This is a genomic window from Streptomyces pseudoechinosporeus, from assembly GCF_054783935.1.
In genome coordinates, this window is record NZ_BAAGPS010000005.1 from 261,959 (window position 1) to 275,168 (window position 13,210).

The 13,210-nt window shown below is 70.3% G+C and carries 10 protein-coding genes; 5 read left to right on the forward strand and 5 right to left on the reverse strand.

Annotated elements, in window-relative coordinates; translation table 11 throughout:
* The first annotated feature begins 44 nt into the window (after window positions 1-44).
* From ACYVO6_RS07820 to ACYVO6_RS07830, 3 genes are all read left to right on the forward strand, one after another.
* Window positions 45-2,015 carry an NAD-binding protein gene (locus tag ACYVO6_RS07820; RefSeq protein ID WP_461058656.1) on the forward strand — a complete coding sequence of 657 codons (1,971 nt, stop codon included), beginning with the start codon at window positions 45-47 and terminating at the stop codon, window positions 2,013-2,015.
* A gap of 530 nt (window positions 2,016-2,545) precedes the next feature.
* Window positions 2,546-4,417 carry a S9 family peptidase gene (locus ACYVO6_RS07825; RefSeq protein WP_461058657.1) on the forward strand — a complete coding sequence of 624 codons (1,872 nt, stop codon included), beginning with the start codon at window positions 2,546-2,548 and terminating at the stop codon, window positions 4,415-4,417.
* Window positions 4,418-4,502: 85 nt separating this feature from the next.
* Window positions 4,503-5,354 carry an SURF1 family protein gene (locus ACYVO6_RS07830; RefSeq protein WP_461058658.1) on the forward strand — a complete coding sequence of 284 codons (852 nt, stop codon included), beginning with the start codon at window positions 4,503-4,505 and terminating at the stop codon, window positions 5,352-5,354.
* Between the two features lie 131 nt (window positions 5,355-5,485).
* Here the strand turns inward: ACYVO6_RS07830 and ACYVO6_RS07835 are convergent, their stop codons facing one another.
* From ACYVO6_RS07835 to ACYVO6_RS07850, 4 genes are all read right to left on the reverse strand, one after another.
* Entirely contained in the window at window positions 5,486-6,760 is a 1,275-nt protein-coding gene (locus tag ACYVO6_RS07835; RefSeq protein WP_461058659.1) for a hypothetical protein, read from the reverse strand.
* Window positions 6,757-7,419 (reverse strand): SigE family RNA polymerase sigma factor, encoded by a 663-nt coding sequence (locus ACYVO6_RS07840; RefSeq protein ID WP_461058661.1) that lies wholly within the window; start codon window positions 7,417-7,419, stop codon window positions 6,757-6,759. The genes ACYVO6_RS07835 and ACYVO6_RS07840 overlap by 4 nt, the downstream gene beginning before the upstream one ends.
* 361 nt (window positions 7,420-7,780) lie before the next feature.
* Window positions 7,781-8,878: an aspartate-semialdehyde dehydrogenase gene (locus tag ACYVO6_RS07845; protein ID WP_461058663.1), complete on the reverse strand. Its 1,098-nt coding sequence runs from the start codon at window positions 8,876-8,878 to the stop codon at window positions 7,781-7,783.
* A 46-nt stretch (window positions 8,879-8,924) separates the two neighbouring features.
* Window positions 8,925-10,199 carry an aspartate kinase gene (locus tag ACYVO6_RS07850; RefSeq protein ID WP_461058666.1) on the reverse strand — a complete coding sequence of 425 codons (1,275 nt, stop codon included), beginning with the start codon at window positions 10,197-10,199 and terminating at the stop codon, window positions 8,925-8,927.
* Window positions 10,200-10,435: 236 nt separating this feature from the next.
* Here ACYVO6_RS07850 and ACYVO6_RS07855 point away from each other — a divergent pair, with 236 nt between their 5' ends.
* A complete protein-coding gene (locus ACYVO6_RS07855) occupies window positions 10,436-11,155 on the forward strand; it encodes a response regulator transcription factor (RefSeq protein ID WP_461058668.1) in 720 nt (239 codons plus the stop codon).
* Window positions 11,152-12,549, forward strand: a complete 1,398-nt coding sequence (locus ACYVO6_RS07860) for a HAMP domain-containing sensor histidine kinase (RefSeq protein ID WP_461058670.1) — start codon at window positions 11,152-11,154, stop codon at window positions 12,547-12,549. The genes ACYVO6_RS07855 and ACYVO6_RS07860 overlap by 4 nt, the downstream gene beginning before the upstream one ends.
* Here the strand turns inward: ACYVO6_RS07860 and ACYVO6_RS07865 are convergent.
* On the reverse strand, window positions 12,515-13,012 hold the full coding sequence (locus tag ACYVO6_RS07865) for an SgcJ/EcaC family oxidoreductase (protein ID WP_461058672.1): 498 nt from the start codon (window positions 13,010-13,012) through the stop codon (window positions 12,515-12,517). The two genes, ACYVO6_RS07860 and ACYVO6_RS07865, sit on opposite strands and share 35 nt — an antisense overlap.
* Window positions 13,013-13,210 lie beyond the last annotated feature (198 nt).

Sequence of the window (13,210 nt, forward strand, 5' to 3'; positions counted from 1 at the left end):
GGAGCCTTCCGTATCAGAGCGGGTCCAGGGACGATGCCGCGCACATGGTGGTGTGCGGGGACGATGCCCTGGCGCACCGGCTGGCGGCCGAGTTGCGCGGGGTGTACGGGGAGCAGGTGACGCTGGTCGTACCGTCCGCCGTGCGGACCGTACGGCCACCGGTCGTCGGGCGGGCGTCCACGCTGCTCGACCGGGTGTCGGCGCGGGTGACCCGGGCGGCGGGCAACAGCGGCGGTAGCGGTGGCGGGGCTTCCCCGGGCCGAACCGCCGGTGAAGGGGCGCACCCCGAGCCATTGGAGGCCGGCGAGCTGACCGAGGCCGTGCTCGCCGAAGCGGGCGTCGAGCGGGCGGACGCGCTGGCGCTCGTGTACGACGACGATGAGACGAACATCCGCGCCGCCCTCACCGCCCGCCGCCTCAACCCTCGGCTGCGCCTGGTCATCCGGCTCTACAACCGCCGCCTGGGCCAGCACCTCGAGGCTCTGCTGGACCAGGCCTCGGCCCTGGCCATGGCGGGAGCGGGGACCGGGACCAGGGGCGGAGACGGTGCCGGTGATTCCGGGGAGCCCGGTCTCGTCGACGCCTCCACCACCGTCCTCTCCGACGCCGACACCGCCGCTCCCGCCCTGGCGGCGACCGCGGTGGCCGGGACCTCCAAGGTCGTGCAGACGGAGGGGCTGCTGCTGCGGGCCATGGAACGACCGCCGCCGGGCCCCGGCCAGGTCGCCGACCCCGGTCTGTGCACCCTGGCCCTGCTCTCGGCGACGACCAACGACCCGGCCGGCGCGGACGGTTCCGACAGCAGCGGTGAGCAGGGCCCTCAACTCCTGCCCGACGAACGCTCCGTGGCCGCCGCGACCGGCCGCGGCACCGTCGTCCTGGAAACGGTGTCGTACTCCGGTCCCACTGCCCCCACGGGCCGTGGCGTCGTGCCCGCACTGCCCTTCGCCGCCCTGTTCTCCCGGCGCCTGCGCTGGTCGCTCGCAGGCCTGGTGGGCTGTGTGTTCGCGCTCGTGATCGCGTCGTTGGTGATGACGGACGACCATCCGCTGCACGCCACATATCTGACGCTGCTCGATCTCTTCGCCATCAACGAGCCCGCGCTCAACCAGTCGCAAGGCCGCCAAATCCTCCAACTCCTCACCAGTCTTGTCGGGTTGCTGCTTCTTCCCGTGCTGCTCGCCGCGGTCCTGGAGGCCCTCGGCACCTTCCGCAGCGGATCCGCGCTACGCCGGCCACCCCGCGGGCTCTCCGGCCATGTCGTCCTGCTCGGGCTCGGCAAGATCGGTACGCGCGTGCTCACGCGGCTGCGCGAACTCGACACCCCGGTCGTGTGTGTGGAGGCCGACCCCGAGGCCCGCGGGATCGCGACCGCGCGCCGCCTGCGCGTGCCCGTCGTCCTCGGCGACGTCACCCAGGAAGGCGTCCTGGAAGCAGCCAAGATCCACCGGGCACACACACTGCTCGCCCTGACCAGCGCGGACACCACCAACCTCGAAGCCGCCCTGTACGCCAGAACGGTGCGTCCCGATCTGCGCGTCGTCCTGCGGCTGTACGACGACGACTTCGCCACCGCCGTGTACCGCACCCTGCGCTCGGCCCACCCCTACGCACTCACCCGCAGCCGCAGCGTCACCTACCTCGCCGCACCCGCCTTCGCCGGAGCGATGATGGGCCGCCAGATCCTGGGCGCCATCCCCGTCGAACGCCGCGTGCTGCTCTTCGCGGCCCTGGACGTCGCCGGGCACCCGCAGTTGGAGGGCCGGACAGTCGCCGAGGCGTTCCGCCCCGGGGCGTGGCGGGTCGTCGCCCTGGACACGGCGGCCCCGGACGAGCGCAGCCCCGACCTGGCCAACGCCCCAGCCTCGGACGCCCCCGCACGGCCACCGGGCCTGGTGTGGGACCTGCCGCCCGGCTACGTCATGGGCGCCGGCGACCGCGTGGTCCTGGCCGCCACCCGCCGCGGCCTCGCGGAACTGCTGGGGCGTCGACGCCGGGAACGTACGAACAGGTAGTGGCCAACCGCGCCTAAAAAGCCCGCACCCCCGACGCACCCGCACCTGCCCACCGGCGGGAGGGGCCGTGGGCCGGTGCGTCGTATGCCCGTCGCGTAGGTTCGGTCTCAGGCCACCCGCACCGTGTACCAGCAAAGGGCCGTACGCCCGGCCTGCGACGGGCTGACGCACCGGCCCACGGCCCCGACCCACCCACCGGACCTAAGGGGCGCGGGGAACGGCGCGACCAGCCACACTCAACCCGCAGCCGCCAGGTGCACCCTGACCCCCACCCCCGTAGGCGCCCCGCCCAACCGCCGGAGGCACCCCGCGGAGCGCCCAGTCGCGAGCCTCGGCCGTGGCCCAGAAGGTCTCAACTGTCTTGCGCAGATCGGTCAGTTCGCTCGGATCGGTCGATGAGGTCATATCGCGATAGTGCACGACGCCACTGACAATCGCCCTGACCTGCGAAAGTCCAGAAAGGCCACGAGTTGTCCACAGGCTGAGGGCCTCGGCAGCGGATTGTCGGTGGGAGCGGGCAGTATGGGGCCATGACTGAGAGCAACGGGGCCAACCCGGACGAGGGGACCATCTCGCACCACGCGGCGATGCCGCACGACGAGGCCATGCCGGACTGGGAGAAGCGCTTCCGGGCGCCGCGGGTGTCCTTGCCCGACTGGGCGCAGGACGCACCGCACCGGTCGCTGTTCGTGTCGAACGCGACGGGGACGTACGAGTTGTACGCATGGGATCGCGCGACGGGCGCCCAGCACCAGGTCACGGACCGGCCGAACGGCACGACGGACGGGATGCTGTCGCCCGACGGCGAGTGGATCTGGTGGTTCGACGACAAGGACGGGGACGAGTTCGGGATCTGGCGGCGCCAGCCGTTCGCCAGAGACGCGGGCGCCCCGTCCGGCCCCGACGAGGCGGCGGCTCCCGGCCTCGACCCGTCGTATCCCGCCGGGCTCGCGCTCGCGCGCGACGGACGTACGGCGGTCGTGGGCAGGTCCACCGATGAGGACGGTTCGACGATCTACGTCACACGGACCGGTGAAGACCCGGTGGAGATCTACCGGCACCGGGAGTCGGCGGGCGTCGGCGATCTCTCGTACGACGGCTCGCTGATCGCGATCGAGCACACCGAGCACGGCGACGCGATGCACTCGGCGCTGCGGGTGCTGCGGCTGGACGGTTCGACGGTCGCAGAGCTGGACGACACCAAGGGCGGCACGGTCGAGCTGGGCCTGGAGGTGCTGGGCTTCGCCCCGGTCGACGGGGACACCCGGCTGCTCGTCGGGCATCAGCGGCGCGGGCGCTGGGAGCCGATGCTGTGGGACGTGGCGTCCGGCGAAGAGACCGACCTGGCGCTGACCGAGCGGCTGGACGGTGACCTGAGTGCCGAGTGGTATCCGGACGGTTCCGCGCTGCTGGTCGTGCACAGCTACGAGGCGCGCAGCGAGCTGTGGCGGTACGACCTGGCGTCCCGCCGGCTCGAGCGGATCCGGACTCCGAAGGGCACGGTGTCGGGGGCGACGGCCCGCCCGGACGGCAGCGTGGAGTATCTGTGGTCGTCGGCGGCCGAGCCTCCGGTGGTCCGCTCGACGTCCGGCGAGGTCGTCCTGGACCCTCCCGGGATGAAGTCGCCGGGATCGGTACCCGTTCAGGACGTATGGGTGACCGGTCCGGGCGGCCGCATCCACGCCCTCGTCCAGCGGCCCGCGGGAGTGACGGGCCCGCTGCCCACCGTCTTCGACATCCACGGCGGCCCGACCTGGCACGACAGCGACTCCTTCGCGGCGAGTCCGGCGGCGTGGGTGGACCACGGTTACATGGTGGTCCGGATCAACTACCGCGGCTCGACCGGATACGGGCGGGAGTGGACGGACGCGCTCAAGCACCGGGTCGGCCTGATCGAGCTGGAGGACGTCGCGGCCGTCCGGGAATGGGCGGTGACTTCCGGTCTCGCCGACCCCGAGCGGCTGATCCTCACCGGCGGTTCCTGGGGCGGGTACCTCACACTCCTGGGCCTCGGCACCCAGCCGGACGCCTGGGCCCTCGGGATCGCGGCGGTACCGGTCGCGGACTACGTCACGGCGTACCACGACGAGATGGAGGCCCTGAAGGCGATGGACCGCACCCTTCTCGGCGGCACACCGGAGGAGGTCCCCGAGCGCTTCGAGGCCTCGTCCCCTCTGACGTACGTCGACGCGGTCAAGGCTCCCGTCTACATCTCCGCCGGCGTCAACGACCCCCGCTGCCCCATCCGCCAGGTGGAGAACTACGTCACCCGCCTCACCGCCCGCGACGCCGTCCACGAGGTGTACCGCTATGACGCGGGCCACGGCTCCCTGGTCGTGGACGAACGCATCAAGCAGGTCCGCCTGGAACTGGACTTCGCGGAGCGGCACCTGGGGAGGTGAGAGCAACGGGCGCCATTCCCGGGAGACCCGGCGACAGTCGACCCCTCGCCCGAGCCGCGGGCAAGGGCACCGTAACGTGGAGGGCGTGTACCGGTTCCTGCTGACCACCCCCCGCTGGTGGGCGATCAACGTCTTCGTGCTGCTGGCCATCCCCTTCTGCGTCTTCATGGGGTCATGGCAGTTGGGGCGGTTCGAGGACCGCGTCGAGAGCCACCGCGCGGCCGAGGAGAAGGCGTCCGAGGACCAGCGGGAAGCGGCCCGGCCCCTGGCCGAGCTGCTGCCCGTGGACAAGGAGACATCGGGCGAGCAGGCCACGGCGACGGGCCGGTACGGGAAGCAGTTGCTCGTGCCGGACCGGGAGCTGGACGGCAAGCGCGGCACTTACGTCCTGACGATGTTGCGTACCGACGACGGCAAGGCCCTGCCCGTGGTCCGGGGCTGGCTGCCCGGTGACGCCGACACCGCGAAGGCCCCGGCCGCCCCGACCGGCGAGGTCACCGTGACCGGCGCGCTCCAGGCGTCCGAGAGCCCCGGCTCGGACGGTGTGAGCGCGGCCGGTGGTCTGCCCGCCGGCCAGACGGGCGCGATCAGCGCGGCGTCGCTGGTGAACCTCGTGCCGTACGAGGTGTACGACGCCTGGGTCACGCTCGCCGAGGCCGACGCGGGGATGACGGCGGTGCCCGCGAAGGCGCCGCAGGACACGGGCCTGGACCTCAAGGCGTTCCAGAACCTCGGCTACACCGGCGAGTGGTTCGTCTTCGCGGGCTTCGTGGTCTTCATGTGGTACCGGCTGCTGCGCAGGGAGGTCGAGTTCGCACAGGACGCGGAGCTGGGCCTCACCGAGGAGCCGACGAGCGAGCCCATCGAGCCCGCCGACGCGGCGCACGACGAACAGAAGGCATCAGAACCGAAGGCGTCAGCCTCGCCCACGGCCTGACCTCAGGACCCCGGCCGGCACCCGGGTCCGATGCGCCGTGAGCCGAAGGCATCAGCCTCGCCCACGGCCTGACACCATAAAGCATCAAGCCTCGTCCACAGCCCGGCATCAGGCAGTACACGGCCTCACGTTCAGGACGCGGCCAGCATCCCGGTCCGGTACACCGTTCCCGCGCAGGCGTTGGGCACGGTCGCCGAAGTCGTCGGGGCGCCGTCCACCGCCGTGTTCGACACCACGACGCTGCCGTCCTGGACGCCCTCCTCCGGGGCGAGCTGCGTGGTCGTGCCGTCGCCGGTGCCGCCCTCCAACCCCGTGGTCGTACCGCCGCTGTCGCCGCCGGTGGTGGTGCCGTCCGTGGGCGTCGGCTCATCGGGCGGCGTGGGGTCGTCGTCGGGAACGGTCGGGCAGGTCTCCGAGGGCACCCAGGCGAACTGCACCTCGTACGCCGACCCCGGTTGCAGTACCAGCGTGCTGACCTCGGTCGACGGCTCGGGCAGCCCGGTCGCCGCGTCGCCCGAGGTGTGGGAGACGACCTGGATCTTGGCCCCGTCCGCCGCGCCCTGCGGGAGAGCGGACACGGTGCCGGAGCCGGTGACCGTGCAGGTCGCGGCCGAGACGTTGGCGATCTGGAAGCTGCCGTAGACGGCGCCGCCGGCGTCCGGGGAGCCGACGTTCGAGGTGGCGTTGCCGAGCTGCGTGGACGTACAGACGGGGGCGTTCGCGGCCGAGACCGTCGGCTCCGCACCGCCGGTGGCCCCGGTGCTGCTCTCATCCTTGTCCTCGCCCGGCGTCTCCTTCTTGTCTTCCTTGTCCTTCTCCTTGTCCTTGCCCGGAGAGCTGCCGGGGCCGCTGTCCTCGCTGTCCTGGGCCGAGCCGCCCTGGCTGGCTCCGCCCTGGGTCTGCGAGGTCTGATGGCCGGCGATGGAGGGGTCGGCGTCGGAACCGGTGGAGTTCGAGACATGCAGGAGGGCCGGGACCGCCGTGCCGATGAAGAGTGCGGCGGCGGCCATACCGACGACGGCCTGGCGCTTGCGCGCCCGCCGGGCCGGTACCGCGCGCCGCAGATGCTCCAGCGTGCCGTCGGTGGGCTCGATCTCCTGCACGGCCTGGTGCAGCATCCTGCGCAGGGCCAGTTCGTCGGACGCGAGGCCCTCCGAGCCGGAGCCCTCCGCTCCGCCCGAGCCGGAGACGCCCGAGGCTCTCGAGGCCTCGGGGACCCCTGACCAACTCGGCGCACTCGCCCCGCCGGGCGAACCCGGCGCACCAGACGCCCCCGGCCCGCTCGACTCCTGCGGGCCCGGATTCTCCGAGGGGCCGTGGTTCACAGTTCCGTTCCCAGCGTGCCGATCATGATCGTGCTCGTACCCATGCTCGTACTCGTTGTCGTCGCGATCGTGGTCGCTCATGCCGAGGCCTCCATGGCGACGCGCAGGGCCGCGATGCCGCGCGAGCCGTACGCCTTCACCGAGCCCAGCGAGATGCCCAGCGTCTCGGCGACCTGTGCCTCGGTCATGTCCGAGAAGTAGCGCAGGACCAGGACCTCGCGCTGGCGGCGCTGGAGTCCCTTCATGGCCTTGATCAGGGCGTCGCGCTCCAGCTGGTCGTACGCGCCCTCCTCCGCGCTCGCCATGTCGGGCATCGGCTTGGTCAGCAGCTTCAGGCCGAGGATGCGGCGGCGCAGCGCCGAGCGCGACAGGTTCACGACGGTCTGGCGCAGATACGCAAGGGTCTTCTCCGGGTCGCGCACGCGCTTGCGCGCCGAGTGCACCCGGATGAAGGCCTCCTGGACGACGTCCTCGCAGGAGGCGGTGTCGTCGAGGAGGAGCGCCGCGAGGCCCAGGAGTGAGCGGTAGTGGGCGCGGTAGGTCTCGGTGAGATGGTCGACGGTGGTGCCCGCGGCCGTGGCGTCGTCAACGCCTTCGCGCTGATCCGGGATGCGGGCAGGCTGAGCCGCGGGCATGGGCGCGATCACCGGCATGCCGCCGGGCCCGCCGGACAAGCGGGGCCGACGGGGTGGGCGCAGGGCTGTGCCGCGCGCAGCTGTGAAATCGAGTACCTCTGCCACGCCAGTTGGACACGTTTACCCCTGTCAGGGTTGTACGCGACAGGCATCACATTTGCGTCAGGCCGCGCGCCCCCCGACGCGAACGTCAGTGCGCCTGACAGCGCGTCGAATGCCCTCATGCGTACCAGCTCTTCCTTTATGCCCATGTGAACGCGGCGTCCGGACACCCCTGAAGGGCGACCGCAAAGACGCTCCCCGCCCTCCGCGCGGTTGCGGAGAACGGGGAGGAAAATCTTCGGGCACCGAAGGCTCCGATTCAAGTGGTCCGGACCAACGGCCGAACCGCCAAACTCACACAGATCCTACAAACGTTTCAACCCAGAACCACACGATTACCGACTCCGGGCCAACCACTGACCGACTACCTGGCCGACGTCCCACGCGAGACCCCGCGCAACTCCCCCGCCACCAGCTCCGCGATCTGCGCCGTGTTCAGGGCGGAGCCCTTCCTCAAGTTGTCGCCGCAGACGAAGAGTTCGAGGGCCGTCGGGTCGTCGAGAGCCCGCCGTACGCGCCCCACCCAGGTGGGATCCGTGCCGACCACGTCGACCGGTGTCGGGAACTCCCCCGCGGCCGGATCGTCGAAAAGCACCACCCCGGGCGCTGTGGCAAGAATCTCACGGGCCTGGTCCACGGTGACCTCGCGCTCGAAGCATGCGTGGACGGTCATCGAGTGCGTGGTGACGACGGGCACGCGTACGCAGGTGACGGCGACGCGCAGATCCGGCAGCCCGAGGATCTTGCGGGACTCCTCCCGCACCTTCATCTCCTCCGAGGACCACCCGTCCTCCCGCGCGGTCCCGGCCCACGGCACCACATTGAGCGCCACAGGCTCCGGGAACGGCCCGGTGTTGTCCCCCACGACCCGGCGTACGTCACCGGGGGTCGTCCCCAGCTCCGTACCCGCGACGAGCGAGAGCTGCTGCCGCAACGTGTCGACGCCCCGGCGCCCGGCGCCGCTCACCGCCTGATACGAGGACGCCACCAGTTCCCGCAGCCCGAACTCGGCGTGCAGTGCGCCGAGGGCCACGATCATGGACAGCGTCGTGCAGTTGGGGTTGGAGATGATGCCGCGCGGCCTCAGGCGGGCGGCGTGCGGATTGACCTCCGGGACCACCAGCGGTACGTCCGGGTCCATCCGGAAGGCGCCGGAGTTGTCGACCACGACCGCGCCCTTGGCGGCGGCGATGGGTGCCCAGCGCTCGGCCACCTCGTCCGGTACGTCGAACATGGCGACATCGACGTCGGCGAACGCATCTTCGCCGAGCGCCACGACCTCGACCTCCTCGCCGCGCAGGGCCAGCTTGCGGCCGGCCGAGCGCGGCGAGGCGATCAGACGGATCTCGCCCCAGATGTCCGCGCGCTGGGACAGGATCTGGAGCATGACCGTGCCGACGGCCCCGGTAGCTCCCACAACCGCGAGCGTCGGCTTGCCGGCCCGCCCCGCATCCGCGGTCATCAGCGGCCGATGCCTCCGCGCGAGAGGCCTCCGTATGCGAGGACGGTCATCGCCCGGTGCCTCCGTAAACGACGGCTTCGTCGCTGTCGGAATCGAGACCGAAGGCGGTGTGCACGGCGCGGACGGCTTCGTTGACGTCGTCGGCGCGCGTGACCACCGAGATACGGATCTCGGAGGTCGAGATCAGCTCGATGTTCACGCCCGCGTCGGACAGCGCCTCGAAGAAGCCCGCCGTGACACCCGGGTTGGTCTTCATGCCGGCCCCGACCAGGGAGATCTTGCCGATCTGGTCGTCGTAGCGCAGCGACTCGAAGCCGATCGCCGTCTTCGCCCGCTCCAGCGCGTCGATGGCCTTGCGGCCCTCGGTCTTGGGGAGCGTGAAGGAGATGTCCGTCAGGCCGGTGGAGGCGGCGGACACGTTCTGCACGACCATGTCGATGTTGATCTCGGCATCGGCGATGGCGCGGAAGATCACGGCGGCCTCGCCCGGCTTGTCCGGGACGCCGACGACCGTGACCTTGGCTTCGGAGACGTCGTGGGCGACTCCGGAGATGATGGCGTGCTCCACCTGAGTGTCCCCTTGCGGATTCTCGTTGCTGACCCAGGTGCCCGGCAGTCCCGAGAAGGACGAACGGACGTGGATCGGGATGTTGTAACGGCGTGCGTACTCGACACAGCGGTGCAGCAGCACCTTGGAACCGGAGGCGGCGAGCTCCAGCATGTCCTCGGAGGAGATCCACTCGATCTTCCGGGCCTTCTTCACCACCCGCGGGTCGGCGGTGAACACACCGTCGACGTCGGTGTAGATCTCGCAGACGTCGGCGTCGAGGGCCGCGGCCAGCGCGACCGCCGTGGTGTCGCTGCCGCCACGGCCGAGGGTCGTGATGTCCTTCTTGTCCTGGCTGACGCCCTGGAACCCGGCGACGATGGCGATGTTGCCCTCGTCTATCGACGTCCGGATCCGGCCCGGCGTGACATCGATGATCCGCGCTTTGTTGTGGACCGAGTCGGTGATCACGCCTGCCTGGCTGCCGGTGAAGCTCTGGGCCTCATGGCCCAGGTTTTTGATCGCCATCGCCAGCAGGGCCATGGAGATCCGCTCTCCGGCGGTCAGCAGCATGTCGAACTCCCGCCCGGCAGGGATCGGGGATACCTGCTCGGCGAGATCGATCAACTCATCCGTCGTGTCACCCATCGCCGACACCACGACGACCACCTGGTGGCCGTTCTTCTTGGCGTCGACGATCCGCTTGGCGACTCGCTTGATGCCTTCGGCATCCGCTACGGAGGAGCCTCCGTACTTCTGCACGACAAGGCCCACGTGCGCTCCTCGCTCATTCCGTCTCGTACCGCACACTGCGGTCGGCTCAGTCTAACGAGCGGCCGAATTCCACCCGGGCGTTATCGCATCGTGAGATGTCCCGCTCACTAAGTGATCACCCGACGCTCCGGCCGCTCCAGCACGGCATCTGCCCCGTGAGCCGCCGCCCACTCGGAAAAGTGCGCCGCGTCACACCTGTCGTCGAGCCCTGAATTTCACACACTAAGGTTCCGCCTGTGCGCGTACTCCTGGTGGAAGACGACGAGCCGATCGCCCAGTCGCTACGGCGCGGCATGACGCGATACGGCTTCGAAGTGGAATGGGTCTCCACAGGTGGAGCGGCCCTGGCCTACGAGGGCGCGTACGACGTCGTCCTCCTCGACCTCGGCCTGCCCGACACCGACGGCCTCGACGTCTGCAAGGCCCTGCGGCAGCGCGGTGACGTCCCGATCATCGTGATCAGCGCGCGAAGCGACGAGACGGACCGGGTGGTCGGCCTCGAGCTCGGCGCCGACGACTACGTCTCCAAGCCCTTCGGCGTACGAGAGGTCATAGCGCGCGTGAGGGCGGTGATGCGGCGGACGCAGCCGCGCGCCACCGAGGCGACGACGGAGGTCGGCCCCGACCGGTACGGGCCCCGCCTGACCATCGACCGCAAGGCCGCCCGCGTACGACTGGACGACGAGGAAGTCTCCCTCGCACCCAAGGAGTACGACCTGCTCGCGTTCCTCACCCAGGAGCCGGGTGCGCTGATGTCGCGCGAGCAGATAATGGAGGCGGTCTGGGACGCGAACTGGTTCGGGCCGACCAAGACGCTGGACGTGCATGTGGCGGCGCTGCGGCGGAAACTGGCGGGCGCGATCACGATCGAGGCGGTACGGGGTGTCGGGTTCCGGCTCATCGTGAACGAGAGCGGGGCCGACTCCCGCGACCAGGGTGCCGGCAGCGCCTCATGATCAGCCAGCTCATCCGCAGTTACGTCCTGCTCGTCGCGGTCGCCATCGCCCTGTTCACGGTGCCGGTGGCCTTCACGCTCACCGACCAGTTGCGGGGTGACACCGAACTGTCCGTCGAGCGCGAGGCCAGGACCATGGCGCTCCTCCTGGGCGACGGCAGCCAAGCCTCGTGCCAGGCCCTGGAGGAGATGGGCACGGCGTACAGCCGTGAGACGCCCGACGATGTCCAGGTCGTCTCCGAGGAGGGAACCTGCGGGGGGAAGCTGCCCCAGCCGGACCAGGACGCGGCCCTCACCAAGGCTCTGAACGACGGCAAACCCACCAGCGACTGGGGCTCCTCCTTCATCTGGGGTCCGCACCTTGTGGTCACCGTTCCGGCCCACGCGGACCCTGTGGATCCGGACGCGGACAACGCCGAGGGCCCGGTCGTCGGTGCCGTACGCATCGAGTACTCGACCAGCACGCTCACCTCCCGGCTGTGGGACATCTGGGGCTTCCGGGCGATCCTCGCCGTGCTCGTGCTGGCCGTGGCCGCCGTGATCGGCGCCGTGGTGGCCCGCCGCCTGACCCGCCCGCTGCGCGAACTCAACGACATGGCGAGCAAGTTCAGCGACGGTGACCTGACGGCCCGTTCCCCCGTGACGGGCCCCCAGGAGACACAGACCCTGGCTCGTACGCTCAACCAGGGCGCCGAACGACTCGACACGCTGATGTCCGCGCAGCGGATCTTCGTGGCGGACGCCTCCCACCAGCTCCGTACGCCTCTGACGGCGCTGCGCCTGTCGCTGGACAACATCGCGGACGGGGTGGACGACGAGTTCGTCAAGGAGGACGTGGAGCAGGCGACGGCGGAGGTGGTCCGGATGAGCCGCCTGGTCAACGACCTGCTGGTGCTGGCGCGGGCCGAGGCCAAAGTGACGGCCGCGGAACCGCTGCCGCTGGGTGACGTACTGGAGGAGCGGCTGGCAGTGTGGCGGCCGGCCGCCGACGAGCGCGGAGTGTCGATCGCGCTCAGGGGGAGCGCCGACGGCCGGCTTCTTGTGTTGGCCAGTCCCGGTCATCTGGACCAGGTCCTGGACAACGTGCTCTCCAACGCCCTGGAGGTCTCACCGGACGGCGCGACCATCACCGTCCACGCGGAGTCCAAGGGCGATCAGGTGGTGCTGAAGGTGATGGACCAGGGCCCCGGTATGTCGGAGGCCGAGAAGTCCCGTGCCTTCGACCGCTTCTGGCGCGGTCAGGGCCTCACCGGGCGCTCCGGCTCAGGCCTCGGCCTCGCCGTCGTCAAACAGTTGGTGACGGACGACGGCGGAACCGTTGCGCTGGAGGACGCGCCCGGGGGCGGGTTGTGCGTGGCGATCAGCCTTCGGGCATCGCAGAGGAGTGGTGGTTGACGATCTTCCACTCGCCGTCCCGCTTCTCGTACTCGTACGTGTAGCGGGCCTCGACGACACGCTTCTCGCCGGTCTCGTGGTCGGTGAGCGCGAACTCGTACACGCCGGTGTCGATGGCGGAGTTCGAGTCGAGGACCTTGACGATCGTCTGGACCTTCGTGCCGACCGGCTTGTTCGCCAAGAAGTGCTCGAAGTAGTCGACGATTCCGGCGCGGTCGGTACGGACCTTGTTGGAGACGGTGGGCAGGAGGACCGCGTCCTTCGCGTACTTGTCCGCCACCTTCTCCGGGTCGCCGGTCTGCAGAGCGGCGTTCCAGCCGTCGAAGAGGGCGGCGACCTCCTTCTTCGAAGGCTTGGCAGCCTTCTCGGGCGTGGCCGCGCTGATCCCCACGGTCACCGTGGCAACGGTGACGAGGGCGGTGGCGGTGACGAGGGCGGCGCGTATGCGGGTCTTGCGGGTCATCGCAACTCCAGTGCGGTCGTGGTGAGTTCCTCCCTTCGCTTCCTCTGCGGCGGGAGTGACTCCAGACTCGCGTTGCACTGGTTAGGGCCCATGCAGCGGACGTACAGGGGTGGGACAAGGTCCGTCCAAAGACGGAGGGTGACGCTTTGATTACGCCTCCCGGGGGCTCATCCCGAGGGCTCATGAGGGAGGATTCTG

Coding starts and splice junctions, on each gene's coding strand:
- ACYVO6_RS07845 (WP_461058663.1), bottom strand. CDS start 8,878: ATGACCGCGGATGCGGGGCGGGCCGGCAAGCCGACGCTCGCGGTTGTG.
- ACYVO6_RS07825 (WP_461058657.1), top strand. CDS start 2,546: ATGACTGAGAGCAACGGGGCCAACCCGGACGAGGGGACCATCTCGCAC.
- ACYVO6_RS07835 (WP_461058659.1), bottom strand. CDS start 6,760: ATGAGCGACCACGATCGCGACGACAACGAGTACGAGCATGGGTACGAG.
- ACYVO6_RS07820 (WP_461058656.1), top strand. CDS start 45: ATGGTGGTGTGCGGGGACGATGCCCTGGCGCACCGGCTGGCGGCCGAG.
- ACYVO6_RS07865 (WP_461058672.1), bottom strand. CDS start 13,012: ATGACCCGCAAGACCCGCATACGCGCCGCCCTCGTCACCGCCACCGCC.
- ACYVO6_RS07860 (WP_461058670.1), top strand. CDS start 11,152: ATGATCAGCCAGCTCATCCGCAGTTACGTCCTGCTCGTCGCGGTCGCC.